This is a genomic window from Streptomyces syringium (assembly GCF_017876625.1).
In the GTDB taxonomy this organism is placed as follows: Bacteria; Actinomycetota; Actinomycetes; order Streptomycetales; family Streptomycetaceae; genus Streptomyces; species Streptomyces syringius.
On the sequence record NZ_JAGIOH010000001.1, the window covers coordinates 4,700,969 to 4,726,482 of the forward strand.

A 25,514-nucleotide genomic window follows, 5' to 3' on the forward strand; every position below is an offset into this window, starting at 1 on the left:
TCCGCGCCCTCGTACTCCGGCCGGCCTCGTACGGATACCCGCTGATCATGATGGTTTGTCGCCCTTTTACGCTAAGGGCATGCATCGGGGACTTTCGACACTCAACACCGCAGCCGGCTATCTGACCGTCGGCCTTGCGCTCCTGGTACTGAGCTTTGCGTTGCCCTCCGGGTTCGTCCAAGGCGTCGCTTGCGGCGCGGGCATCGTGACGACTCTGATCGCGGCCACCCGCATGGGGCGAGGTGCGGAGCACGAACAGCAACCGGAGCAGACCGATCCCTGACGTCGGCTGCACACAGCTGCGGCGGTCATCGTCTCCGAACGAGGAGGCGGGGAATCGATACGCCTGGCCTCGTCCGAGGGACACGGCGAGTACTGACTCTGCGCCTGGGCATCCTGCGGCTGACAACTGTTGCCCAAGATAGGTGGCTTCATGCTTCTCGCCCCGTCCTTCTTCCGTTGAACGGCATCGTCAGCACCGTGGCGGCTCTCCTCGGTCTCGGGTAGGGCATGCATGATGCCCCCGTGCGGGACCTGCGGTGTCCGGTGTTGAGACACTCCCAGCGGTAGCCGGGGAGCGTCCGCAGGGCCTGTGCTGACCCGTCGGACAGGCCCTAGTCCCCCGGATCCGCCGCCCCCGCAAGCCCCGCCTCCTGCGCGTCGATCAGCTCGTCCCAGTGTTCCCGCGTCCACTCGCAGGCCGCGTCCAGTGGGCCCAGCAGGCCCCGGCCGAGCGGGGTCAGGGCGTACTCGACGCGGCGCTCCGCGCCCTCGTACTCCGCCCGGACGACGAAACCGTCCCGTTCCAGCCTGCGCAGGGACTGGCTCAGTGACTTGGCGGTGATGCCGCGCAGCGGGACCTTGAGCTCCGAGAACCGGCGTGGGCCGTCCTGCAGGCAGCGCAGGATCAGCGTGGCCCACTTGTCGCCCACGCGGAACGGCACCAGCGGGGACGGGCAGACGGGGTCGAACATCTCGGGGTCCAGGGGGACCCGTTCGGCCCGTCCGGCCTGCGGTTTCGTCATGATCCACACCGTAGGGCGGTATCCGATCGGAAACCAGCCCTCGCCCTACGCTCCGGCCCATGGAAGCCAAGAGCAGCAAAATCATCGTGTTCGGGGCGGGTGGCCGGGTCGGCCGGGCGGCCGTGGCGGAGGCCCGGAGGCGGGGCCACGAGGTCACGACGGCCGGGCGGGCCGACGGGGACGTGACGGACCCGGCGGCCGTGGCACGGCTCGCGGCCGGGCACGATGCGGCGATCGTCGCCGTGTACGACCCCGGGGCGCGGCCCGGCGAGTTCTTCCCCGCCGTCGCCCGCGCCCTCGCGGAGGGGCTCCCGGCGGCCGGGGTGAAGCGGCTGGTGTCGGTCGGGCTGGCGTCCGTACTGCCGACCGAGTCCGGTGACTTGCTGATGGACGTCCCCGGGTACCCGCAGGAGTGGCGGGAGTTCTACGTCGGCCACGGCGCCGGCACCGAGGCCCTGCGGGCGGCCGCACCGGAGGCGCTGGACTGGGTGGTGCTGAGCCCGGCGGGGGACTTCGACCACGAGGGCGAGCCCACGGGCGGGTACGTGCCCGCCCCGGCGGCCGCCGACAGCCGGATCACGCCCGGAGACTTCGCCCGCGCGCTGCTGGACGAGGCCGAGGCCCCGACGCTGCACCGGACCCACGCGGGAGTGTCCGCCGCATGACCGACACGATCCACGACAACCCGACCCCCTGGGTCGCCGACCACATCCGCCGCTTCGAGGAGACCGGCGGCCGCCCCCGCCCCGGGGTGGCCGACCTGCTCCTGACCACCCGGGGCCGCAGGTCCGGCCTGCTGCGCCGCACGGCGCTGGCGTACGTCCGGGACGGGGACGCGTACGTCCTGACGGCGTCCAACGCGGGCGCGGACCGTCACCCGGCCTGGTACCTGAACCTGCTGGTCACCCCGGAGGTCACCCTCCAGGTCGGCGCGGCCACCCTCCCGGCGACGGCCCGCCCGGCCACGGCGGCTGAGTCGGCCCGCCTGTGGCCGGCGGTGGTGGCCGCGATGCCCTCATACGCGGACTACCGCACCGCGACGACCCGGGAGATCCCCCTGGTCCTGGTCACCCCGACGGGATGATCGACGAGCTGACGGCCAGGCGGGCAGGCCGCAGGCCCTGCCGGAAAAACCGGCAGGGCCTGCGGGGTGAGATACGGGACAGACGACAGACTTACGGCAGCGTCCGGTGGATCGCTGTCAGGCGGTCGTCCGGGTCGTCCGGGACGAGGACGCCCGAGCGGTCGATCCGCCACCACGTCTCGTCCGGGACGAACGGCGCGCACTTCGTCGCGCCGTAGCCGTCCTCGGCCAGCCGGGACAGCGCCTCCGACAGGCGGGGGACCCGCTCGTCGGAGAACGTGTCCCCGTCACCGGGGACGGAGACCGTGTCCCCGTCGGGCTCGACCGCGATGTGGGTGAGCGAGCCCTCGGTGGAGAACCCCAGCTGTACGTCTCCGTACAGGCAGAAGACCGGGTCCTCGCTGGCGAGGCCGTCCGGCTCGCCCCAGGCCGCGACGATGTCGCGGTAGTCGGTGCCGGGGACGGCGGCGCCCAGCTCTCCCGTGCGCATGAAGCGCAGGAGGGCATTCATCAGGGTCGCTCCTCACTCGTCGGAACTCGTCGGAACTCATCGGTCCCCGCTCACGGAGTAGTGAGCTTCTTCAGTGTCTCCACCAGGCGCTCCAGGCCGGGGATCTCATTGCTGAAGCTGTGATTCTCCTTGAGGTACTTCAGCCCCTTCTCGGCCGCCTCCAGGGCCTTCTTCTGGAACGCGGCGTTCGCGAAGCTCTTCTTGGCCGCGGCCAGTGCTTCCTTGCCCGCCTTGCCGGAGAACGTGGACCGGTAGGTGATCGCCCCGGACTTGTCGGCGGCGACGGAGACCTCGCCCGCGCTGCCCTTGCCCGGCAGCTTCACGTGGAAGCCCTTGGCGGCCCAGTCGTTGGCGATGGTGTCGATCTTGCATTCGGCGTTGTGGGCGAGGACCGGGGTCCGGCCCGCGAGCACGTAGTACGTGTGGATGGAATTGACGGTGAGGTTGAAGACCTGCTGCGTCGCCGTCCGCGCGTCGGTGCCCGTGACCTCGACCGTCGCACCCGTCGCCGTCCGCAGCATGCCGCCCGGCTCGATGTCGCCGGCCTTGACCCAGGCACGCTTGTCGGCGAGCCAGAAGGGGTGGCCCGCGGTCGCGGTGACCGTGCCGGTGGCGTCCCCCTTGTCGCCGTCGGTGTCGACGGTGAGGTTGACCAGCTGCTTCACACCATTGCCGACGATGACGCCGTCGACGGGCTGTGATTCCGTCCGGCCCGTCGCAGGGTCGGTCGACAGGACGTTCTCGCCGGTCCGTACGTCCTTGATGGGCTTGACGGAACCGTCGGCCATCAGCACGGGCGTGCCCGGCGTGAAGCTGTTCTTGCAGGCCTTCCGCAGGCCGTTGATGAATCCGAGGCCCTTGTCGCCGTACTTGGCGAGCTTGGCCGCCGTGGCGGCCTCACCGGCGATCGGAATGGCGGCCGCGCAGGAGAGGGCGGCGTTGCCGTAGTCGCCCTCGGCGCCGTACCAGGCGCAGTTGACGCCGTTGGCGATGGTGCCGATGCCGGGCACGGCGCCCACGACGTCGAGCGCGAGGTGACCCCAGTCGCCCCAGCCCCAGCCGTCGTCCTCCTCCTTCTCGGCCTGCCTGCGGAGCTCCTCCTCGCGCTCCTTGCGGAGCTGCTCCTCGCGGCGGCGGGCCTCGTCCTCGGCGCGCTGCTTGGCGACGGCGACCTCGTAGGCCTCCTCCGCCGCCTTGTTCGCGGCGTCGGAGTCCTTGCCCGCCGCCGTGGCGGAGGCGCGGGCCTCGTCGGCGGCGGCGTAGGCCTCGTCGGCCGACCCGCGGGCCCAGGAAGCGGAGACGGCCGCGCGGGCGGCGGAGTTCTCCGCGTCACGTGCGTCGCGCTTGGCGGCGGCCTCGGCGTCCCGGGCGACCTTGGCGGACTTGGCGGCGTCGGCGGCCGAGGCGGCCGCCTGCTTGGCGGAGTTCAGCGCGTCCACCGCGTAGCCCTTGGCCTGCTTGGCGGAGTCCGCGGCCTGCCTGGCCCAGCCGTCGGCCTCGGCGGACGCCTTACGGGCGAGGGCCGCGACGCGCGCCGCCTCCGCCGCGTTCTGCTGGGCCGTCGCGGCGACCACGGAGGCCCCGGCGATGAGGCTCTTGACCTCGGCCACGTGGGTGGCGGTGAGCTGGTCCTTGCGCGCGGCCTTGAACTGGCCGTTCTGGATGAACGCGTGCAGCAGCAGCGGCGGGGACTCCAGGGCGACCCGGGCGGCCGCCTTGACCTCGGCGCCACCGGTGCTCAGCAGCTGTACGGCCTCGACCCGCTCGTCGGCCTCGCGGGCCGCGTACTGGCCCTCGCCCAGGAACTCGCGCAGCTTCGCCGGGGAGCCGTCCTTCAGCGCCGCCTTGGCCGCCTCCTGGATGCCCCGCTTGCTGTTGTTGGCGATCTGGACCACGCTCACGCGGTAGTCGTCGACCGCCGCCTGGTGCTGGCCGGTCCGCAGGAACTCGCTGATCTTCGCGGCGTCGCCCTTGAGGGCCTCCGCCGCGGCCTTGCGCACGGACTCCGAGTCGGCCTCGTCGACCAGGCGCTCGACACGGGCGCGCTCGTCCTGCTGCGCCGCCGTCCTCCAGCCCGACCGTACGTAGGCGCGGACCGCGTCGTCGGACGCGGCGAGCGCCGCCTCGGCGGCGGTGCGGCTCCAGGGGCCACGGGTCTTCATCGCCAGCAGCGCGACCCGGCGGCCCTTCTCGGCCACCTGCTTGGTGTCCGTGCCGGGCTTGGCGGCCTCGGCGGCGAGACGGGTCGCCTCCTCGTCGAGCGCCTTGGCCTCCTTGACGCCTTCGGCGGCCTTGGCCTTGCGCTCGTTGTCGGCGGCCTTGAGGTCCTTGGCCTGCTCGATCGCCCCGGCGGTACGGGACTTGAGCTCCTCGTCCTCGACCTTGCGGGCGATCTCCTGGACGGTACGGGCCTTGTCCACGGCGCCGGACGCCACGTCGGCGGCCTTCTTGGCGGCCTCCGCGTGGGCGGTGGACTCCTTGGCGGCCTTCGCCGCCTCACCGGCGTGCTTCGCGGCCTCCTCGGCGGCTGCCGCCGCCTTCTCCGCGTGCTCGGCAGCCGACATGGCGGCGTCGCGCGCCTGGTAGGCGGCGCCCGCGGCCTGCTGGGCGAGCGACTGGGCGGCGTTGGCCGCGCGGGTCGCCTCGCGCGCGTGGCGGCGGGCCGCTGCCGCGGCCGACCTGGCGACGGCGGACTGCGCACCGGCGGCGTCGGCGTAGTTGCCGGCCTCGTCGGCCGCGTCCGCGGCGGCGGTGGCGTTGGCGCCCGCACCGGCCGCGGCTGCCGCCGCCTCACCGGCCTGGGTCGCCGCTTCGCCCGCCGCCACGGCGGCGTCGGCCGCGAGCCGTGCGCCCTTGGCGGCGTTGCGGGCGTCCTCGGCGGCCTTGCGGGCGGCCGCGGCCTGGCCCGCGTCGGTCGCCGCGTTCGCCGCGGCGCCCCGTGCGCGGGCGGCGGCCTGGGCGGCACCCGCGGCGGCCTCGGCGGCCTGCGAGGCGGCGCTCGCCGCGATGCGGGCCGAGGAGTTGGCCGCGCGGGCCGCGCCGATGGCCTCCTGGGCGGCCTCGGCGGCACCGGTCGCGGCCTCCGCCGCCCGGCCCGCCGCGTTCGCCGCCCGCTTGGAGTCCTTACGGGCCTCGTCGGTCTCCTTGGCCGCCTTCTGGGCGGCTTCCTTGGCCAGCTTCGCGGCCATCACCGCGCGCTCGGAGGCCTCCTTGGCGGCTTCGGTCTCCCGCTTGGCGAGCTTCCCGGCCTCCTTGGCGCGCTCGGCCAGCTGGGCGACCGTGGCGCGCTCCTCGTCCCGGGCGCGGGCGACGTTCTGCCCGACCTCCAGGAACTCCCGGACGTCGTCGATGGAGCCGGCGAGTGCGACCTTGGCGGCTTCCTTCGTCGCGGGGCCGCCGGAGCTCATGATCTGCATGAGCCGTACCCGGTCGTCGGCCTCCCGGGCCGGGTACTGGCCCTCGTCGAGGAACCTGCGGACGTCCTCCGGCGTGCCGCCCAGCGCGGCCTTGCCGGCTTCCTGGACGCCGCTGCCGCCCGCGCTGACGATCTGCATGACCCGGACCCGCTGGTCCTGCTCCATCGGAGCCTGCCAGCCGCTCCGCAGGAACGTCCGCAGCTCCTCGCGGGTGCCGGCGAGGGCCTGCTTCGCGGCCTCGCGCACCCCGCGGCCGCCCAGGGTGAACACCTGGACGGAGGCCACGCGGTCGTCGTGCAGCTCGGCGAGTTCCTTCTCGCTGTCGAGGAAGCGACGGACATCCGCGTCACTGCCCAACAGGGCCGCTTCGGCGGCCGCCTTGACGCCCGGACCGCCGGTCTTCCACAGGTCGACTATTCGGCCGCGTTCGGTCGCCGGGACGGGATTGACGATGGTGACGTCATCCGCCGCGTCGGCCGCCGCGGGGCTCGTACCGAGCAATCCCGCGACAAGGGCCAGGGACACCACGGTCAGGCACGCACCGCGCATGCCGGTATTCGTCTGTCTTCTCGCTCTCGCGGAGTAGACACTTCTCTTCACCGAGTCGGCCTTTCCAACGTGCTGTGAGATGCCATGTATGGCTGGCTGAGCATAAGCGCTGGTGAGGGGCCGTCAACCGGCTAAATATGGAAGGTGAAATTCCGTCTGGTGCAACGAACTTGATTATGTGTCGGGACGTCCTGGTGATACGTTATGAGTGGGCCCTTTATTCAACGCTTATGCGCGGCAATGAAGCCGTGCAGCCGATTGCGTGGCTGCTGAAATAGTCTTCATTCGGAAAGGCGTATCCGGGTAATGGGCGGCGGCCGGCCCTCCTTCGGGCCCCTTGTCGTCCGCCGCGGGGAGCCCTCGCGGCGTCCCCGTGGCGCCCCCGTGATGTTCCCCTGACGCGACGGCGTCATATGCCCCTTTCGCCCCGTCATGCCAGTACCTTGGTGCGCGGCGTCGGAGGCGAAGGGGCACGGCATGGACCGCACGCGGTGGGCAGCGCTGCTGGCCCATCCGGCGCGGGTGCTGGTCGGTGCCTTCGTCGTGGTCATCGCGCTCGGGGCCGGGCTGCTCATGCTGCCCGTGTCGGCCGAGAGCGGCCGCGCCACGAGCGCGCTGACGGCCCTTTTCGCCGCGACCGGCGCGGTGTCCGGCGGACTGCCCATCGTCGACACCGGCCGGTACTGGAGCGTCTTCGGCGAGGTCGTGGTGCTGGGAATGATCCAGCTCGGCGGCTTCGGCATCATGACCCTCGCCTCCCTCCTGGGGCTTCTGGTCTCCGGCAGGCTCCGGCTGGGCCTCCAGCTGACCGCCCAGGCCGAGACGCAGAGCCTCGGCATCGGGGACGTCCGCACGGTCCTGCGCGGGGTGGCCGTCATCACCGCCGCCGTGGAGATCACGATCGGCCTCTGGCTGACGCTGCGCTTCCATTTCGGCCTCGGGCGGCCCCTCGGGGAAGCGGCGTACCACGGGCTGTTCCACGCGGTGTCGGCGTTCAACAACGCCGGCTTCGGGCTGCGCTCCGACAATCTCGTCGGCCATGCCACGGACCTCTGGATCATGCTGCCGATCGCCCTGGCCTGCTTCCTCGGCAGCATCGGCTTCCCGGTGCTCCTCGAACTGCTGCGCGGTGCCCGCTCGGGCGCTTTCCTGCGGTCCGCCCGCCGCTGGTCGCTGCACACCCGGCTCACCCTCCTCACCACCGCCGTGCTGCTCGCCGCCGGAGGCGCCTTCACCCTGCTGCTGGAGTGGGGCAACCCCGGCACCCTCGGCCCGCTGTCCTGGCCCGACAAGCTCACCAACGGCTTCTTCAACGCCCTCACCGCCCGCACGGCGGGCTTCAACAGCGTCGACGTCGGGGAGATGGAGCCCGCGACCCTGCTCGGCACCACCGTGCTGATGTTCATCGGCGGCGGCAGCGCGAGCACTGCGGGCGGCATCAAGGTCACCACCTTCGCCGTGCTGGCCGTGGCGATCCTCGCCGAGGCGCGCGGCGACCTCGCGGCGGAGGTGATGGGCCGCCGGATCGCGCCCTCGGTCCTGCGCCAGGCGCTGACCGTCGCACTGCTGGGCGTGGGCGCGGTCATGCTCGCCACCATCGTCCTGCTGACCATCACCGACGAGCCCCTGGAAGCCGTCCTCTTCGAGGCCACCTCGGCGTTCGGCACCTGCGGGCTCAGCACGGGCATCACCGGCGAGCTGCCGGCCGCCGGGCAGCTGATCCTGATCGCGCTGATGTTCCTCGGCCGCCTCGGCCCGATCACCCTCGCCTCCGCGCTCGCGCTGCGCGTGCGCGGCCGCCGTTACCAGCTGCCCGAGGAGCGACCCGTCATTGGCTAGTCACATGGACCGACCGCGCCGCGGCCCGCGCCGCCTCCGCCGTACGCACCGCCGGGGCGCCGCCGACGGCTCCGGCGCCGGTGACCTGCGGGTCGCGGTCATCGGGCTCGGACGCTTCGGGATCTCGCTCGGCACCGAACTGATGCGCCGCGGCTGGGACGTCCTGGGCGTGGACAGCGACGCCGCCCTCGTGCAGCGGCTGCGCGACGAGCTGACGCACGCGGCCGCCGCGGACTGCACCGACCCCGAGGCCCTGGCGCAGCTCGGGGTGCCGGAGTTCCCGAGGGCCGTGGTGGGCATCGGCGACGCCCTGGAGGCCAGCATCCTGATCACCTCCAACCTCGCCGACGCGGGCGTCCCGCGCATCTGGGCCAAGGCGGTCAGCCGTCAGCACGGCAGGATCCTGGAGCGGGTCGGCGCCCACCACGTGGTGCTGCCCGAACAGGACATGGGGGAGCGGGTGGCCCACCTCGTCACCGGGCGGATGCTCGACTTCATCGAGTTCGACGACGACTACGCCCTGGCCAAGACCGTCGCCCCCGCGTGCGCCACCGGACGGCCGCTCGGCGAACTCAAGGTCCGCTCCACGTACGGGATCACGGTGGTCGGCATCAAGCGGGCCGGTGAGGACTTCACCTACGCCACGGCCGAGACGGTCGTACGGCCCGGGGACATCATCATCGTCACCGGCCGGACGCAGGTCGTGGAGACCTTCGCCGAAATGATGTGAGCCCCCGTTACGGCCCGGGCTCCTCGACCACCGGTGCCTCGCCGAACCGCGCCAGCGCGAGCGCGCCCAGCACCGCCAGGAAGAAGCCCGCCACCGCCAGCGGGGCGAGGCCCGGCCTGGTGCGGTCGCCGAGCCAGACCACGCCCACCAGCGCCGGGCCGACCGTCTCCCCGATGACCATGCCGGCGGTGGCCGCCGTCACCGAACCGCGCTGGAGCGCCGACGTCAGCAGCAGGAACGCCGCGCCGCCGCCGAGCAGTACGGCATAGGCGGCGGGGTCGGTGACCAGCGCGCCCGGCGAGATGTCGTCGGTCAGCCGGACCGCGACCTCCACCACCCCGAAGCCGATGCCCGCGCCGAGGCCGAGGGCCGCCGCCCGGGCCCGGCCGGGAAGCCGTCCGGCCAGTGCGCCCAGGCCCAGCACCCCGGCCGCGACACCCAGGGTGCCCAGGCGCAGGGCGAGGGAGCCCGTCTCGGCCCCCTCCGCACCGGAGGCCAGGCCCAGCATCGCGAGGCCCCCGCACACCACGCCCACCGCCGCCCACTCCACGCCGCTGAGCCGCACCCGCAGCATCCACGAGGCCACCACGGCCGTCACCGCGAGGCTCGCGGCGAGCGCGGCGCCGACGGCGTAGAGGGGCAGGTGGCGCAGGGCGAACAGCTCCAGCGCGAAGCCGAGGGCGTCGAGGGCCAGACCCGCCAGATACCGCCACTGGCGCAGCGCGCGCATCAGCAGTGCCGTGTCCACGCCCGAGCCGCTGCCGGGCGCGACGGCTCGGGCCGCGACGGCCTGGAGGACGGACGCGGTGCCGAAGCAGACCGCCGAACCAAGTGCGCAGATCATCCCCAAAAGCACATACCGACTGTAGAACGCCCTGAGTTCCGCAGCCGGGACGCGCCCCTTAGGGTGAACGGACTTCAATCGGTCCGAGTTGACGGGGGTCAGCCACATGGCAGCGAAGGAACGACGGCGACTGCGGTCCAGTACGGTCGTATTGGGCGGAATGGGCGTCCTCGCCACCGCCCTGACCTCCTGCGGCTCCGAACCCGACAAGCGCTGCGTCGACCCGAACAGCTACGACGTCTCGCGCGGCTACAAGGTCGTCGACTCCAAGGCGTGCGGCAAGGGCGGCGGCAGCGGAAGCAGCGGCGGCTCCTCGTCCGGGCGCTGGTACTACGACGGCAACAAGTCCGGCGGGTTCTCCGACCGCGGCACGTTCAGCAAGAGCCAGGCCGTCGACCGCGGCGGCTTCGGCTGCTCCGGTTCCGGCTCGGGCGGTGGCTGAGCGAGCATGCGCCGCCATCGCACAGAGCCCCGGCCCGGCTGGCAGGCCACCGTCGAGGAGCAGGGGCTCATCTATCCCCTCACCCGCTACCCGGACGGCTCCCTGCGCCCGTACTGGGACGAGAGCGCGTACTACTCCTTCGACCTGGCGGAGATAGAAGAGCTCGAAGAGGTCGTCGAGGAGCTGCACGGCATGTGCCTGACGGCCGCCGCGCACATCGTGGACACCGGCCGCTTCGCCGACCTCGGCGTCACCGACCAGCGCCTCGCGGCCCTGATCGCCGAGTCCTGGCGTCGGCGCGCCGAACTGCCGTCCCTCTACGGCCGGTTCGACCTGCGCTACGACGGCGACGGCCCGGCCAAGGTGCTGGAGTACAACGCCGACACCCCCACCTCGCTCGTGGAGGCCGCGAGCCCGCAGTGGTTCTGGATGGAGGACCGCTTCCCCGACGCCGACCAGTGGAACTCCCTCCACGAGCGGCTCGTCGACTCCTGGAAGCGCCAGGCCCCGCTGCTGCCGCCCGGCGCGCCGCTGTACTTCGCGCACTCGGCCGACGACGAGCTGGGCGAGGACCTGATGACGGTCGCCTATCTGCGCGAGACGGCCGAACAGGCGGGCCTGGACACGCGGGCCATCTCCATGGAGGACATCGGCTGGGACCGGCTCTCCGGCCGCTTCGTCGACGAGCGGTACGGCTTCGTACGGGCCTGCTTCAAGCTGTATCCGTGGGAGTGGCTGGCCACGGACCGCTTCGGCCCGCACGTCCTGGACACCCTCGACAACGGTGGCGGCACCGGTTCCACCCTGTGGATCGAACCCGCCTGGAAGATGCTGCTGTCCAACAAGGCCCTGCTCGCGGTCCTGTGGGAGCTGTTCCCCGGCCACCCGAATCTGCTGCCCGCCTACCTCGACGGCCCCCGCGAGCTGGCCCACGGCCGCGGCTACGTCGCCAAGCCGCTGCTGGGCCGCGAGGGCGCGGGCGTCACGGTCCACGAACCGGGCTCCGCCGCGCCCGCCCGCGACGAGGCGTGCTGCTACCAGGAGTTGGCGCCGCTGCCCGACTTCGACGGCAACCGCGTGGTGCTCGGCGCGTGGGTCGTCGAGGACGAGGCGGCCGGCCTCGGCATCCGGGAGTCCTCGGGCCTGGTCACGGACGGCTACGCGCGCTTCCTGCCCCACGTGATCCTCTGACCGCCCCGGTCGCCCTGGCCGCCCGCGGCGTCAGAACAGCTGCTGCTGCCCCGGCGTCGGCGGCTCGTCCGGGTCGAAGAGCCGGGGGGCCGTCGACAGCAGGGGCGCGGACTTCCGCGACCCCGGACAGGAGATGAGCTCGAAGGAGGAACGACGGCCCGGCGGATCGTGCCGCGCGAAGCGACCGCCGACGACGGCGATCTCACGGGCACAGACGGGACACGTACGGCGGGGAGAGGACATGCCACCAGTGTGACGCAGCACGGCCACGCCCCCGCGAGCCGACGCCCGGCCGCCACCGGCGCGCGGGCGCGTCAGAACGACTCCGTCGGCACGTGGGTGCCCCACACCTCGCGGAGCGCGCCGCACACCTCGCCGACCGTCGCCCGCGCGCGCAGGGCCTCCTTCATCGGGTAGAGGACGTTGTCCGTGCCCTGTGCCGCGCGCTGGAGGTCCGCCAGTGCCGTCCGGACCGCCCCGCCGTCCCGCCCCGCGCGCAGCTCCGCCAGACGCCGGGCCTGGCGGGCCTCGATCGCCGGGTCCACGCGGAGCGGCTCGTACGGCTCCTCCTCCGCGAGCTGGAAGCGGTTGACGCCCACGACCACCCGCTCGCCGCTGTCGGTCTCCCGGGCGATGCGGTAGGCGTTGCGCTCGATCTCGCCCTTCTGGAAGCCGTGCTCGATGGCGGCGACGGCCCCGCCGAGGTCCTCGACGCGGGTCATCAGGCCCAGCGCCGCCCGCTCGACGTCGTCGGTCAGCGATTCGACCGCGTACGAGCCCGCGAAGGGGTCGACCGTCGCCGTGACGTCGGTCTCGTGGGCGAGGACCTGCTGGGTGCGCAGGGCGAGGCGGGCGGACTTGTCGGTGGGCAGGGCGATGGCCTCGTCGAAGGAGTTGGTGTGCAGGGACTGCGTGCCGCCGAGGACGGCGGCGAGGCCCTGGACGGCCACCCGCACCAGATTCAGCTCGGGCTGCTGCGCGGTCAGTTGCACCCCGGCCGTCTGGGTGTGGAAGCGCAGCATCAGCGACTTGGGGTCGCGCGCGCCGAACTCCTCGCGCATCACCCGCGCCCAGATCCGCCGGGCCGCCCGGAACTTCGCGACCTCCTCCAGCAGCGTCGTCCGCGACACGAAGAAGAAGCTCAGCCGCGGGCCGAAGTCATCGACGTCCATGCCCGCCGCCACGGCGGTGCGGACGTACTCGATGCCGTCGGCCAGGGTGAAGGCGATCTCCTGCGCGGGCGAGGCACCCGCTTCGGCCATGTGGTAACCGGAGATCGAGATCGTGTTCCACCGGGGGATCTCCGCACCGCAGTACCGGAAGATGTCCGAGGTCAGCCGCAGCGACGGCTTGGGCGGGAAGATGTACGTCCCGCGCGCGATGTACTCCTTCAGGACGTCGTTCTGGATGGTGCCGTTCAGCCGCTCGGCCGGGACGCCCTGTTCCTCGCCGACGAGTTGGTAGAGCAGCAGGAGCAGGGCCGCCGGGGCGTTGATCGTCATCGACGTGGAGACCTTGTCGAGCGGGATGCCGTCGAACAGCGTCCGCATGTCCTCGAGGGAGTCGATCGCGACCCCGACCTTGCCGACCTCGCCGCTCGCGAGCGGGGCGTCCGAGTCGTGGCCCATCTGGGTGGGCAGGTCGAAGGCGACCGACAGGCCCGTCGTGCCGTGGTCGATGAGCTGCCGGTAGCGGGCGTTGGACTCGGCGGCCGTGCCGAAGCCCGCGTACTGCCGCATGGTCCACGGGCGGCCGGTGTACATCGTCGGGTAGACGCCGCGGGTGTAGGGGAACGCCCCGGGCTCGCCCAGCTTCTCGGCGGGGTCCCAGCCGTCCAGCGCCCCCGGCCCGTAGACCGGCTCCACCGGCAATCGGGACTCGGTCCGCCACGTGCCGTCCGACTCGCGTGCCATGTCTTCACGCCTCCCGCCGCTTCACCGGCAACCACCAGAGCCTGTGCAACGCGACTGTAGCGGCGGGGGAGCGGGCGGGGGCGGGGGCGCGCACGGCACCCCGCCCGGGGGAGGGAGGGGGGCGCGGGCAGGGCCGGGGGAAAGAGCCCCGCCCGCGCCGGGTGCGCAGAGCCAGCTGTTGGGGGAACTCCAGCTCATGCGCGGCCGATGACCAGTCGGCCCACTTCCTACTGCGCCACCGGGTCGAAAAACGTCACACCGAACGTCACACCGTCGGAAGAATCCGGCGAATCCGTGGGGAGGCGGGGTCCGTCAGCGGGCCAGGAGGTCGAGCACCGGCGTCGCCGCGGTGGGCGCCGGGAGCGCCGGCGGCAGGGGCACCGGAAGCGTCGGCGGCCGGGTGTGCGAGCCGCTGCGCGAGTGCGGCACCGGCCGTGAGGTGCGGCGGACCTCGTCCCAGTCGGGCACGGTGCCGCTCTTCAGGATCCGCTCGCACAGGGCGCGCAACTGCGCCGCGCCGCCCTCGGCGCGCTCCAGGGTGCGGACCTCGTCCTCGTCGACGCGCTGACGGGCCAGCAGCAGGCGGCACACCCGGGCGTACGCCTTGGGGTCCTGCTCGGCGCCGCCGTCCTTGCCGGTCCCGGCCCGGTCGTCGCCCGGCCCGGTCGTGGCCGAGGGGCTCTCGCCGGGGCCGTCGTGCCTGCCGTCCCGCCCGGTGGGCGAACCGTGGCCCGGCGTCGCGGAGCCGGACGCCGAGGGTCTCTCGCTCGGCCGCAGGGTGCCGGTGGCGCCGGGCGAGGGCGTGGCGCCGTGATCGCCGATGCCGGGGGCCAGGGTCCGGGTGTCACGGTCCTCGGCCGCCGAGACGCTGGTGGCGGGTGCCGGTGCGCCGCCCGCGCTCCCGAAGGGGCCCGGCAGCACGCCCGTTCCGGCGGCGACCGCGACCCCGCCGAGCGCGCACCCGGCCAGGGCCAGGGCGAGCGCGCCCTTGACGGGGCGGCGCAGGAACGACCGGTTCCGGGCAGGGGTGGCGAGCCGCACGACGGGCTCGTCGTTCTCCGCGGCAGCACCGGACGCACCGCCGCGCACCGCGCGCAGGGGCGTCGCCCGTATGCCCGGGGCGCCTTCGGCCCGGGCCGCGCGGAACGCGGCGAGCGCCGCCTCCTCGCCGGGCAGCGGCCCGTCGGCCCCGGCTTCCGGCAGCACCGGGGTCCGCAGGTCGGCGAGGCTCGCGGCCAGCCGCTCGGCGGCGGGCCGGGTGTCTTCGTCCAGAGCTGCGGAGTCGACCGTTCCGCCGCGCAGCAACCGCTCCACGGCGTCGTCATCCAGCCAGTCGTACCGGTGGTCGTCCGCCATCACATGTCCTTCTGCGTCCGCGGCCGCAATTGCGTCACACCCGCAGAACCGTTGGCTCCGGGGGACGACTGCCGCTGTCCGGGGATCTGGTCGGCCGACTGCTGGCCGGGACCGGCCGTGACCAGCTCGGCCAGCCGTCGCAGGCCCCGGTGCGCGGCGGTGCGCACCGCGCCGGGGCGCTTGCCGAGCACGCCCGCCGCGCTCTTCGCGTCGAGTCCGACGACGACGCGCAGCACGACGGCCTCGGCCTGGTCCTGCGGGAGCTGGGCGATCAGCGCGAGGGTGCGGCCGGTGCCGAGGGACTCCAGGGCCTCGCCCGCGGTGTCCGCGTCGGCGGGACGGGCCGCGAGCTCGCTCTCGTCGCCGCCGACGGCCGGGCGCCGGCCGCGCATCCGGATGTGGTCGAGGGCACGGTTGCGGGCGATCCTGGCCGCCCAGCCGCGGAAGCGGTCGGCGTCCCCGGAGAACCGGGCGAGGTCCCGGGCTATCTGCAACCACGCCTCGGACGCCACGTCCTCGGCGTCCGCGTCACCGACGAGCGATCGCACGTATCCGAGCAGCCGCGGGTGCACGGACCGGTAGACGGTACGGAATGCCGTCTCGTCCCCGTCCTGCGCCGCACGCACCGCGACGGTCAGCTCAGCGTCGTCCCCCTGCACGCCCTCATCCTGCCCCACTGGCGGAAACCGAACTTCAGTAGCCCGCCGGACCGCTGCCGAAAGGATTCTGCGCAGGGCCGCCGGGGCCGTACGGGGAACCAGGCTGCGGACCGGGCTGTGCGGGCGGGTAACCGGGGAATCCGGGCTGCGGGGCGCCGGCGGGCGGGCCCGCGGGCGGGAAACCGGCCTGCGGGAAGGCGGGCTGCGCGAAACCGGCCTGCGGGTATCCGGGCTGGGGGAACCCGGCCTGCGGCCCGGCCAGCGCGCGCTGCTCCTGCATCTTCGTCAGCTGCCGCACGAGCAGCACCGCGAGCACCGTGGCGACGAGGAGCAGCAGCCGGGAGAGGACGTGGAGGGAGACGCCCGTCATCAGGGTGTGGACATCGCCCTCGACATCGGAGGCGTCGTAGCCCCGGGCCCGGATCTTCGCCTCGGCGCCCGAGTAGGTGACGGACCCCATGACGCTGATCACCATGGTCGCGATCCACAGGGTCCACCAGGAGTTGAGCAGCCCCTTGCGGACGTTCTGCGGGCCCGCCGGGGAGCTCGCCCGGTAGATGTCATTGGCGATCTGCTTGGGGAACCAGAGATTGACGACCGGCGTGAACCACGCACCCACCGCCCAGCCGGAGGAGAACCGGTGCGTGCCCGGTGCGAAGTACTCCGCGTTCAGCCGCGCCCGCCGGAACCAGATCACCCAGAGCACCGCCGTGGCGGCGAACACCAGGAGGTACAGGAGGTCCATGCCGACGGCGAAGGCCTCCGCGTCGTCGAGCTCGCGCCCGGCCGACATCGACAGGCCCGAGTCGAGGAAGTCCTGCATCGCCGCCCGGTGCTTGCCGCGCGCCCCGATGACCAGCATCAGCATCGGCACGTTCACCCACAGCAGCACGGTCAGCGCGGTACGCACCCCGCGGCGCAGGTCCACGCCGCCGACGGGCAGCGCCCCGGCGTACGGGTACGGCTGGGCCGGCATGCCCATCGGCTGCGCCTGCTGGAAGGAGCCGCACGCCGCGCAGCGGCCGTCCGGACCCACGGCGACAGCGCGGCAGTGACCGCACGGATACATCTTCTTCAGCCCCCAGGGGATGTGGCCGTGACCCCGGCCACCGGGAAAAGGCAGTGACGATCGCGCCCACCAGGCGCGGAAAAGGGCACGTTACGGGCTGGGGCCCGGCCGCGTCCACACCGCCCCCCGCCTCCCCGGCGCGACCGATTCCGACGGCGGGTGTGACGAAATCGCGGGTCGTGGCGCTGTAGGTAGTGCGGGCCACTCCATGGTTCGCACCGGACGGCGGCCGGAGCCTCTCCTGTGGGGGGTGGCGGCTCCGGCCGTCCTCCGTCCGGAGCCGCCCCCGCGCTATTCGGCCGCTTCGTCGGTGACGTCCTTGACGGTGATCGTCAGGTCGTTGGTCACCGTGAAGTACGGGCGCAGGCGCACCCCGCCCGCTGCGCCGCGGGTCGCCGCCGGGAAGGTGTCGATCCCCTTGCGGTCCGCGAAGTCCCCGCCGATCCGGCCGACGCGCACCAGCGCGGCCCCCGCCGCCGGGCGCACCCACAGGTCCCACAGGTCCTGCTCGGCACCGCGCCGCGTCTCCATCGGCCCGTACGGCAGGCAGCCCGTGCCGCCCGTGAGCGGCGCACGCACGTCCCCCACCGAACCGTCGCCGCCGCGCAGCCGGGCGACGATCTCGGCGCCCTCGCCGAACGTCGTGCCATGGGCGGCGAGGGTGAGCGTGACGCCGTCCTCACCGACCCGCACCTCGGTGACCTCGGCGTGTTCGGGACGCAGCCAGGTGCGCACGGCGAGGAAGCCGTCGCTCGTCTCGTACGGGACGCGCGCGGCGACGCCGTCCGCCGTCGCCGCCAGCGGCAGCGTCAGCAGCGCCTTCTGCTCGACGAGCCCGGCGGCCAGCCGGCGGCGGGACTTGTCGCCCGGCCGCTCGACGTAGCTGTCCCAGCGGCCCTCGGCCAGGGGCGCGCACGCGAAGCGGGCCTCGGCCCAGCCGCCCGGCTCACGGCGGCCCGACAGCTCCGCGCGCACGCTCTCCTTGCCCTTGGTGCCGCGGTGCCGGAGCAGCACATGGGTGTCGGCGGCGGTGAGCTGCTCGGCGCGCAGCCGGACGGTCAGGGTGCCGTCGGCCTCCACGGCGCAGCGGGCCACGGGGTGGGCGATGTCGGCCTGCGGCGCGGGGGCCGGGGCGGCCTTGGGGCGTCCGCCGCCGAAGAGCCCGCGCAGCAGCCCCTTCTTCTTCTCGGCCGTCGACCCCGGGCGCAGCTCCTCGAAGAGGTCCTCGTAGCGCTGGGCGATCCGCGAGGGCTCGTAGCGGTGGGCGGTCTCGCGCGCGGCGGCGCCCAGGCGGCGGCGCTGCCCGGCGTCGCCGGTGAGCTTCAGCAGGGCGCCCGCGTAGGCGTCGACGGCGTCCGCGTCGTCGAGCGGGACGAGCACGCCGTCGGTGCCGTCGGTGAGGATCTCGCGCGGGCCGTAGGGGCAGTCGGTGGCGATGACGGGCAGGCCCGCGTGCATGGCCTCGACGATGGTCATCCCGAAGGACTCGGCGTCGGAGGCGACGGCGGCGACGGAACCCTTGGACCACTCGGTCTCGATGGGCGACCGGGCGCCCATGAGCGTGATCCGCTCGTACAGGCCCAGCTCCTCGATCTGCTTGCGCAGCTTGGCCTTGGCGGGGCCGCGGCCGTAGATCCGCAGATTCCACTCGGGGCGCTCGGCGGCGATCTTCGCGAAGGCGGCGATGAGCCGGTCGTAGCGCTTGACGCCCACGAGGCGGCCGGCCGAGACGATCGTGTTGGAGTCGCCGGTGGAGGGCTCGGCGGCCGGGGCCGGCACGGCGTTGGGGATGGAGAGGATCTTCGCGTGGGCGCCGGGGAGGGCGTCCCGGTAGTGCCCGGCGTCGGCCTCGGAGACGGTGGCGAAGGCGTCCAGCGCGGCGATCGCCGGGTCCATCACGGCGTGCAGCTCGGGGACGTGCGCCTCGTGGGTCAGGTGCTCCTGGCCCAGGCGCAGATAGCGGTCGCTGCCGTACTTCGCGAGGTAGCCGATGAGCTTGGGCCGGGTGGCGATGACGACGTCGGCGTCGGTGGCGGCGAGGTGGGCGGCGACGCGCTCGTCGGTGAGGGCGGTCGCGGCCATCCGGCCGTTGTCGATGCGCTCGTCACGGAAGATCTCGCTCGGCAGCTGGTTCCGCGGGGCCGCGTACTCGTCGCCCTCGGTGCCTTCGCGCAGATCCACGAGGGGAGTCAGACGCACCCGTGGATCGATGGCCAGCTCTGGGTCGTCCACGGGGCGGTTGACGCTGACGATCCGCACCTCGTGCCGGTCCGCGAGGGCGGCTGCGAGGTTGACGGTCGAGCGGATCGTGCCGCCGATCCCGTACGCGTTGTGAAGCAGGAATTCGATCTTCATCGGGCCCTCGTTCAGATGCGCGGGCGCGCGTGCGCGCACTCCGCCGTGGAGAGTACGCGGGCATCCCGAATCTGTCCTTCCGTATCCGTGCGACGAAGGGACGGCCCACGTGGTTCACCCCCGGAGGCTAAGCCCCCGGTGCCCGGACACGCCCGGCGAGTGCCGAGAAGTCCCTCCACGGCAGGGTCGGCGGGCGCGGGTCCCACAGCCGCTGGGCGAGCGCCGCCAGCGGCAGCCGGATGCCGTTCGCCACCTGCTGCGGGGTCTGCGCGCCCGCCCGGTCGCACCAGACGGCGAGCCGGCCGCCGAGGATCCGCGAGGGCCCGGCGAGGTTCGCCGGTACGGCGGCCGTGCCGCGCAGCACCGCCGGGGACCACTGCTCGTAGATCCGCTCGCCGGTGGGGTAGCGGAACTCATTGGGCTCGCCGAGGACGTAATAGAGGTACTCGTCGTTGAGGTTGACCACCGGCCGTCCCTCGTTCAGGTACTCCAGCGGCTCGCGGGCCCCCAGCTCCTTGCCGGTCCAGTACTCGACCTCGATGCCCTTGTCGGCGGTGACCACGCCGCCGCGGAAGAAGCCGTCGTTCCAGGCCTTGGCCTTCTTGCCCAGCGAGCGCAGCACGGCGGCCCGGTCGTTCAGCCAGCCGGTGGCCAGGTCCTGGACGCGGCCCTGGGGGCCGTACTTCGCCCGTGCCCGCTCGGCCAGGCCGGGATAGGAGGCCTGCGGGTCCTTCGCGAGCAGCGCGCGGTACTCGTCGGCCCCCAGGTGCCAGTAGGGGCCGGGGAAGAGCGGCGCGTACTCGCGCAGCAGGTCGTCCACGATGCGCGCGGCCTCGGGCTTGGTGACGTCGACCGCGCCCTCGGCGGGCGTCCCGGCCCGGTTGCGCAGCTCCAGGGCGGGGTGGGCGTCCGTCACCGCGCCCAGGTGGCCGGGGGAGTCCAGCTCGGGGACGACGGTGATGTGCAGCTCACCGGCGAGCGCGACGATCCGTCGGACCTCGGTCTTGGTGAGGTGCTGCGCGGAGACGACCTCGGGGTGGGACTCGCTCGCGATGCGGAAGCCCTGGTCGTCGGAGAAGTGCAGACCGAGCATGTTGAGCTTGAGGTCGGCCATCTCGCGCAGCCGGGCCTCGATCCACTCGGCGGGGAAGTGCTTGCGCGCGGTGTCGAGGTTGAGGCCGCGCTGCGGCCGGTCGGGGCTGTCGCGCACGACGCCCTCGGGGACCCCGCCGCCGGAGCGCACGGCCTGGACGACGGTCCGGGTGCCGTAGAAGACGCCCGCCTCGGCCGCACCGGTGATCAGGACCTTGCGGTCACGGGTGGTCAGCTCGTACCCCTCCGAGCCGCCGCTCTGGCCCGGGCGCAGGGCCAGCTCGACGTCACCCGGGCGGGCGGGGCCGCCGGAGGAGGCGAGATTGAGGTCCTGGGCGAGCCGGCGGCCCTCGTCGGCGAGCGGGCCGCCGGGGTCGGTGACGACCCGGGCGCCGGTCGTGGGCCGCCAGCCGGGGCCGCTGCCCGCGGTGAAGGACCGCACGGAGGGAATGGTGCGCGGGGGCCCGGCCGGGACGGCGGCGAAGGCCGGGGCGGAGGAGGTCGCGGCGGCGGAGGTGCCGGGGGAGCTCGCCGTGCCGGCGGGGGAGCGGGAGTCGAGCCTGGTCGGGACGTCCTTCGCGCCGCCGCCGTTCCCCGGGCAGCCCATGAGGCTCAGGGTGGCGATGAGGGAGAGGCTCGCCACGAATCCCCGTGCGAGGGCAGTGCGGGCGATCGGAGTGCGGATGAGCTGAGCGCGGGTGATCCTGCCAGGTAGTCCCATGGAGCAAATCTCCTATTTGGTGCGACTCTGGGGCGAAGGTATTGCCCTTTGCCCCTCCCGGCGTCGACTACGCGCCCGAAACCCCTCTCGTCCGAATGAAATTCGCGCATCCGTCGGACAGTGGCTGAGATGCATCGTTACCGTGGCGTAAACCTTGACGTCGTGACGTCTCGGGTTGGCGTCGATGGCGTCTCAGATTGGCGTCCCGGCCGTCGCTCCCGCCGCAGTTCGTCACTCCCGCCCCGTACTGCCCGGTCCTGTCGTTATCTGCCCCCTTCTCGTTACTCCTCTGCGCCGCCTCTCGCCAGCCCTCCGCTGTCCGTGTGCCCCGCCTGTCCCCTCTTCGCCCGTGTCCTTCGAGGAGCCCACGCTGCACGACGACCCCGACCGCTTCGACCGGCTCGACGGACTCGACCGGCTCAACGCCGCGGACCCGGACGACGCCGAGGCCGCCCTCCTCGCCTGCTGCGGCAGTCGCCGCTGGGCCAGGCGGGTCGCGGCCCACCGCCCCTACCCCGCCCCGGACGCCCTGCTGGCCGCCGCCGACACCGCGGCCCGCGCCCTCGGCCGCGCCGACCTCTGTGAGGCCTTCGCCGCGGAGGCCGCCGCGGCATTCACCCCCTCGCAGGCGCGCGCCGCCGGTGCGTTACGAGCCGCGCACGCCGCTTACGAGCGCAGATTCGGCCACGTTTTCGTGATCTGTCTGGACGGCTGCCGCCCCGAGGACGCCCTCGGCCGACTGCTTCCGGCCCTGGCCGCCCGTCTCGCCGGCACCCTCCCCGAGGAGCACGCCACGGCCTGCGAAGAGCTCCGCCGCATCGCCCGCGGCCGCCTCACCCGACTGGCCGAAGGCACCCTCGTGCCCGGCTGCGGGGGACCGGCCTGGGATCTACGGGAGTGTCAGGGGAGCCGTCAGTGACGTTTTGGCCGCAAGATCGGACTCGTATGAGCGGAAGACGGAAGTCGCATCTATCCTGACAAAAGCCCCACCCGTATCGGACACGCTGGGACGGACCGGACGCCTCGACGAGGCATCGGCCCCCCGGTAGCTAGGCCGTACGTGCCTGTTTGATCACACCTGACATACCCCGCGAGACCGAACCGACAAGGCGTCGCTACGATGGCCAGGGCCGGTGGACCGTACCCGGCCGGGCCCGCTGACAGTGAAGCCGGCAGGCCCCAATCCCCGCTCCCGGAGGGTTTTCCGTGCCGGCTGGAACGCTGTACCGCGGCCGGGAAGGCATGTGGTCCTGGGTGGCTCATCGAGTCACCGGCGTCCTCATTTTCTTCTTCCTGTTCGTGCACGTCCTCGACACCGCCCTCGTCCGTGTCTCTCCCGAGGCCTACGACGAGGTAGTCGCGACGTACAAGACACCGATCGTCGCCGTGATGGAATACGGCCTCGTCGCCGCCATCCTCTTCCACGCGCTCAACGGCCTCCGCGTCGTCGCCGTGGACTTCTGGTCCAAGGGCCCGAAGTACCAGAAGCAGATGCTCTGGTCCGTCATGGCCATCTGGATCGTGCTGATGGTCGGGGCTATTTACCCCGTCCTCGGGCACGCCGCACGCGAACTGTTCGGGAGCTGACGTCTGATGTCCGCTGACACCTCTTCCGCGGTCGATCCCGTCGAGGGCGTGAGCCTGTACGACGTGGACAATCCGGCGCCGGTCATCGAGCCGCCCCGCAAGCGCACCAAGAAGACCCCGAAGGCGACCCGCACCAACTTCGAGCTGTACGGCTGGCTGTTCATGCGGCTGTCCGGCGTCGTGCTGGTCGTCCTGGTCCTGGGCCATCTGCTGATCCAGCTCGTCCTCGACGGCGGCGTCAGCAAGGTCGGCTTCGCCTTCGTGGCCGGCCGCTGGGCCTCGCCGTTCTGGCAGGGCTGGGACCTGCTCATGCTGTGGCTGGCCATGCTGCACGGCGCCAACGGCCTGCGCACGGTCATCAACGACTACGCGGAGCGGCCCAAGACCCGCTTCTGGCTGAAGAACCTGCTGTACGCGGCCACGGTGTTCACCGTCCTGCTGGGCACGCTGGTGATCTTCACCTTCGACCCGAACATCCGCTAGAGCCCGGGGCTGACGCGACCATGAAGATCCACAAGTACGACACCGTCATCGTCGGCGCCGGTGGCGCCGGCATGCGCGCGGCCATCGAGTCGACCAAGCGCAGCCGCACCGCGGTCCTGACGAAGCTCTACCCGACCCGCTCCCACACGGGTGCCGCGCAGGGCGGCATGGCCGCCGCGCTGGCCAACGTGGAAGAGGACAACTGGGAGTGGCACACCTTCGACACGATCAAGGGCGGTGACTACCTGGTCGACCAGGACGCCGCCGAGATCCTGGCGAAGGAGGCCATCGACGCGGTCCTCGACCTGGAGAAGATGGGCCTGCCGTTCAACCGCACCCCGGACGGCACCATCGACCAGCGCCGCTTCGGCGGTCACAGCCGTAACCACGGCGAGGCCCCGGTCCGCCGGTCCTGCTACGCCGCGGACCGCACCGGCCACATGATCCTCCAGACGCTGTACCAGAACTGCGTCAAGGAGGGCGTGGAGTTCTTCAACGAGTTCTACGTCCTCGACCAGCTGATCACCGAGGTCGACGGCGTCAAGAAGTCGGCCGGCGTGGTGGCCTACGAGCTCGCCACCGGCGAGATCCACGTCTTCCAGGCGAAGGCCGTCATCTACGCCTCCGGCGGCACCGGCAAGTTCTTCAAGGTGACCTCCAACGCCCACACCCTGACCGGTGACGGCCAGGCCGCCTGCTACCGCCGCGGTCTGCCCCTGGAGGACATGGAGTTCTTCCAGTTCCACCCGACGGGCATCTGGCGCATGGGCATCCTGCTGACGGAGGGCGCCCGCGGTGAGGGCGGCATCCTCCGCAACAAGGACGGCGAGCGCTTCATGGAGAAGTACGCGCCCGTCATGAAGGACCTCGCCTCGCGAGACGTCGTCTCGCGCTCCATCTACACGGAGATCCGCGAGGGCCGTGGCTGCGGTCCCGAGGGCGACCACGTCTACCTCGACCTCACCCACCTGCCGCCGGAGCAGCTCGACGCCAAGCTCCCGGACATCACCGAGTTCGCGCGCACGTACCTCGGCATCGAGCCCTACACGGACCCGATCCCGATCCAGCCCACCGCGCACTACGCCATGGGCGGCATCCCGACCAACGTCGCGGGTGAGGTGCTGGCCGACAACGACACCGTCGTCCCCGGCCTGTACGCCGCCGGCGAGGTCGCCTGTGTCTCCGTGCACGGCGCCAACCGCCTCGGCACCAACTCGCTGCTGGACATCAACGTCTTCGGCAAGCGGGCGGGCATCGCGGCCGCCGAGTACTCCGCGAAGGCCGACTACGTCGAGCTGCCGGAGAACCCGGCGCAGCTCGTCGCCGACCAGGTCGAGCGGCTGCGCAACTCCACCGGCAACGAGCGGGTCGCCGAGCTCCGCAAGGAGCTGCAGGAGACCATGGACGCCAACGTGATGGTGTTCCGCACCGAGCAGACCATCAAGACGGCCGTCGAGAAGATCGCTGAGCTGCGCGAGCGGTACCTCAACGTCTCCGTCCAGGACAAGGGCAAGCGGTTCAACACCGACCTGCTGGAGGCCATCGAGCTGGGCAACCTGCTCGACCTGGCCGAGGTCATGGCCGTGTCCGCGCTGGCGCGCAAGGAGTCCCGCGGCGGTCACTACCGCGAGGACTTCCCCAACCGCGACGACGTCAACTTCATGCGGCACACCATGGCGTACCGCGAGGTCGACGCGGACGGCAAGGACTCGATCCGCCTCGACTACAAGCCGGTCGTCCAGACCCGCTACCAGCCGATGGAGCGTAAGTACTGATGAGCACCACGACGCTCGAGAAGAGCGCGGCCTCGGCCGAGTCCGAGGCCCCCGCGCACCTGATCACGGTCACCTTCCGGATCCGCCGGTTCAACCCGGAGATCTCCGACCAGGCGACCTGGCAGGACTTCCAGCTGGAGATCGACCCCAAGGAGCGGGTCCTCGACGGTCTCCACAAGATCAAGTGGGACCACGACGGCACGCTGACGTTCCGGCGTTCCTGCGCGCACGGCATCTGCGGCTCCGACGCGATGCGCATCAACGGCAAGAACCGCCTGGCGTGCAAGACCCTGATCAAGGACATCAACCCCGCCAAGCCGATCACGGTCGAGCCCATAAAGGGCCTCACGGTCCTGAAGGACCTCGTGGTCGACATGGAGCCGTTCTTCCAGGCGTACCGCGACGTCATGCCGTTCCTCATCACCAAGGGGAACGAGCCGACGCGTGAGCGCCTGCAGACGGCGGAGGACCGCGAGCGGTTCGACGACACCACCAAGTGCATCCTGTGCGCCGCGTGCACGTCGTCCTGCCCGGTGTTCTGGAACGACGGCCAGTACTTCGGCCCGGCGGCCATCGTCAACGCCCACCGCTTCATCTTCGACTCGCGCGACGAGGCCGGCGAGCAGCGGCTGGAGATCCTGAACGACAAGGACGGCGTGTGGCGCTGCCGCACGACGTTCAACTGCACGGACGCCTGCCCGCGTGGCATCGAGGTCACGAAGGCGATCCAGGAGGTCAAGCGCGCGCTGATCACGCGCCGGTTCTGACCTCCGACCTGCGGTCCGCTGTAGACGAGGGCCCCGCTCCATCCTTGGAGCGGGGCCCTCAACTTTTGAGCCCGTCCGGCGATTGAGGACAAGGCACAGCAGCCCG

General features: G+C 72.4%; 23 protein-coding genes. 12 read left to right on the top strand and 11 right to left on the bottom strand.

The window, feature by feature from the left end; all coding sequences use genetic code 11:
• The first annotated feature begins 79 nt into the window (after positions 1-79).
• On the top strand, positions 80-283 hold the full coding sequence (locus tag JO379_RS21005; protein WP_209516376.1) for a PTS sugar transporter subunit IIB: 204 nt from the start codon (positions 80-82) through the stop codon (positions 281-283).
• A 331-nt stretch (positions 284-614) separates the two neighbouring features.
• Here JO379_RS21005 and JO379_RS21010 read toward each other — a convergent pair whose 3' ends face one another.
• On the bottom strand, positions 615-1,025 hold the full coding sequence (locus JO379_RS21010; RefSeq protein WP_209516379.1) for a winged helix-turn-helix transcriptional regulator: 411 nt from the start codon (positions 1,023-1,025) through the stop codon (positions 615-617).
• Between the two features lie 59 nt (positions 1,026-1,084).
• Here JO379_RS21010 and JO379_RS21015 point away from each other — a divergent pair, with 59 nt between their 5' ends.
• Together JO379_RS21015 and JO379_RS21020 are read left to right on the top strand one after the other, a co-directional pair.
• The gene (locus JO379_RS21015) at positions 1,085-1,690 is read left to right on the top strand and encodes an NAD(P)-dependent oxidoreductase (RefSeq protein ID WP_209516382.1); all 606 of its coding nucleotides are present in this window, start codon (positions 1,085-1,087) and stop codon (positions 1,688-1,690) included.
• Positions 1,687-2,109 (top strand): nitroreductase/quinone reductase family protein, encoded by a 423-nt coding sequence (locus JO379_RS21020; protein WP_209516385.1) that lies wholly within the window; start codon positions 1,687-1,689, stop codon positions 2,107-2,109. The genes JO379_RS21015 and JO379_RS21020 overlap by 4 nt, the downstream gene beginning before the upstream one ends.
• Before the next feature lie 91 nt (positions 2,110-2,200).
• Here JO379_RS21020 and JO379_RS21025 read toward each other — a convergent pair whose 3' ends face one another.
• Both JO379_RS21025 and JO379_RS21030 read right to left on the bottom strand, forming a co-directional pair.
• On the bottom strand, positions 2,201-2,620 hold the full coding sequence (locus JO379_RS21025; protein ID WP_209516388.1) for a hypothetical protein: 420 nt from the start codon (positions 2,618-2,620) through the stop codon (positions 2,201-2,203).
• A 50-nt stretch (positions 2,621-2,670) separates the two neighbouring features.
• Positions 2,671-6,585 carry a polymorphic toxin-type HINT domain-containing protein gene (locus JO379_RS21030; protein WP_130879517.1) on the bottom strand — a complete coding sequence of 1,305 codons (3,915 nt, stop codon included), beginning with the start codon at positions 6,583-6,585 and terminating at the stop codon, positions 2,671-2,673.
• Between the two features lie 477 nt (positions 6,586-7,062).
• On the opposite strand from JO379_RS21030, the gene JO379_RS21035 reads away from it, so the two are divergent.
• Entirely contained in the window at positions 7,063-8,424 is a 1,362-nt protein-coding gene (locus JO379_RS21035) for a TrkH family potassium uptake protein (protein ID WP_209516391.1), read from the top strand.
• Positions 8,425-8,428: 4 nt separating this feature from the next.
• Positions 8,429-9,154 (top strand): potassium channel family protein, encoded by a 726-nt coding sequence (locus JO379_RS21040; protein ID WP_130879519.1) that lies wholly within the window; start codon positions 8,429-8,431, stop codon positions 9,152-9,154.
• A gap of 7 nt (positions 9,155-9,161) precedes the next feature.
• On the opposite strand, the gene JO379_RS21045 is transcribed toward JO379_RS21040, so the two are convergent.
• Positions 9,162-9,998 carry a DMT family protein gene (locus tag JO379_RS21045; RefSeq protein WP_130880261.1) on the bottom strand — a complete coding sequence of 279 codons (837 nt, stop codon included), beginning with the start codon at positions 9,996-9,998 and terminating at the stop codon, positions 9,162-9,164.
• 106 nt (positions 9,999-10,104) lie between these two features.
• On the opposite strand from JO379_RS21045, the gene JO379_RS21050 reads away from it, so the two are divergent.
• Together JO379_RS21050 and JO379_RS21055 are read left to right on the top strand one after the other, a co-directional pair.
• A complete protein-coding gene (locus JO379_RS21050; RefSeq protein WP_209516394.1) occupies positions 10,105-10,440 on the top strand; it encodes a hypothetical protein in 336 nt (111 codons plus the stop codon).
• A gap of 6 nt (positions 10,441-10,446) precedes the next feature.
• Positions 10,447-11,631, top strand: coding sequence for a glutathionylspermidine synthase family protein (locus JO379_RS21055; protein ID WP_209516398.1), 1,185 nt, complete (start codon positions 10,447-10,449; stop codon positions 11,629-11,631).
• A 30-nt stretch (positions 11,632-11,661) separates the two neighbouring features.
• Here JO379_RS21055 and JO379_RS21060 read toward each other — a convergent pair whose 3' ends face one another.
• The 7 genes from JO379_RS21060 to JO379_RS21090 form a co-directional block, all read right to left on the bottom strand.
• Complete coding sequence (locus JO379_RS21060) at positions 11,662-11,874, bottom strand: hypothetical protein (protein WP_130879522.1); 213 nt, start codon at positions 11,872-11,874, stop codon at positions 11,662-11,664.
• A gap of 71 nt (positions 11,875-11,945) precedes the next feature.
• On the bottom strand, positions 11,946-13,544 hold the full coding sequence (locus JO379_RS21065) for an acyl-CoA mutase large subunit family protein (protein ID WP_130879523.1): 1,599 nt from the start codon (positions 13,542-13,544) through the stop codon (positions 11,946-11,948).
• Between the two features lie 312 nt (positions 13,545-13,856).
• Entirely contained in the window at positions 13,857-14,900 is a 1,044-nt protein-coding gene (locus tag JO379_RS21070) for a hypothetical protein (RefSeq protein WP_130879524.1), read from the bottom strand.
• Positions 14,900-15,559 carry an RNA polymerase sigma factor gene (locus JO379_RS21075; protein ID WP_130879525.1) on the bottom strand — a complete coding sequence of 220 codons (660 nt, stop codon included), beginning with the start codon at positions 15,557-15,559 and terminating at the stop codon, positions 14,900-14,902. Before JO379_RS21075 ends, JO379_RS21070 begins: the two co-directional genes overlap by 1 nt.
• 34 nt (positions 15,560-15,593) lie before the next feature.
• Entirely contained in the window at positions 15,594-16,595 is a 1,002-nt protein-coding gene (locus JO379_RS21080; RefSeq protein WP_165451594.1) for a DUF4328 domain-containing protein, read from the bottom strand.
• Between the two features lie 324 nt (positions 16,596-16,919).
• On the bottom strand, positions 16,920-18,983 hold the full coding sequence (locus JO379_RS21085) for a glycosyltransferase (protein ID WP_130879527.1): 2,064 nt from the start codon (positions 18,981-18,983) through the stop codon (positions 16,920-16,922).
• Positions 18,984-19,110: 127 nt separating this feature from the next.
• On the bottom strand, positions 19,111-20,796 hold the full coding sequence (locus JO379_RS21090) for a beta-N-acetylhexosaminidase (RefSeq protein WP_242626220.1): 1,686 nt from the start codon (positions 20,794-20,796) through the stop codon (positions 19,111-19,113).
• 349 nt (positions 20,797-21,145) lie between these two features.
• Here JO379_RS21090 and JO379_RS21095 point away from each other — a divergent pair, with 349 nt between their 5' ends.
• The 5 genes from JO379_RS21095 to JO379_RS21115 all read left to right on the top strand — a co-directional run bounded on the left by JO379_RS21095 (position 21,146) and on the right by JO379_RS21115 (position 25,408).
• Positions 21,146-21,715 carry a 2-oxo-4-hydroxy-4-carboxy-5-ureidoimidazoline decarboxylase gene (locus tag JO379_RS21095; protein ID WP_242626221.1) on the top strand — a complete coding sequence of 190 codons (570 nt, stop codon included), beginning with the start codon at positions 21,146-21,148 and terminating at the stop codon, positions 21,713-21,715.
• A gap of 287 nt (positions 21,716-22,002) precedes the next feature.
• Entirely contained in the window at positions 22,003-22,383 is a 381-nt protein-coding gene (gene sdhC / locus JO379_RS21100; RefSeq protein WP_130879529.1) for a succinate dehydrogenase, cytochrome b556 subunit, read from the top strand.
• Between the two features lie 6 nt (positions 22,384-22,389).
• On the top strand, positions 22,390-22,866 hold the full coding sequence (locus JO379_RS21105) for a succinate dehydrogenase hydrophobic membrane anchor subunit (RefSeq protein ID WP_130879530.1): 477 nt from the start codon (positions 22,390-22,392) through the stop codon (positions 22,864-22,866).
• 20 nt (positions 22,867-22,886) lie between these two features.
• Positions 22,887-24,641 carry a succinate dehydrogenase flavoprotein subunit gene (sdhA, locus tag JO379_RS21110; protein ID WP_130879531.1) on the top strand — a complete coding sequence of 585 codons (1,755 nt, stop codon included), beginning with the start codon at positions 22,887-22,889 and terminating at the stop codon, positions 24,639-24,641.
• Entirely contained in the window at positions 24,641-25,408 is a 768-nt protein-coding gene (locus JO379_RS21115) for a succinate dehydrogenase iron-sulfur subunit (RefSeq protein WP_130879532.1), read from the top strand. The genes sdhA and JO379_RS21115 overlap by 1 nt, the downstream gene beginning before the upstream one ends.
• Positions 25,409-25,514: the final 106 nt, after the last annotated feature.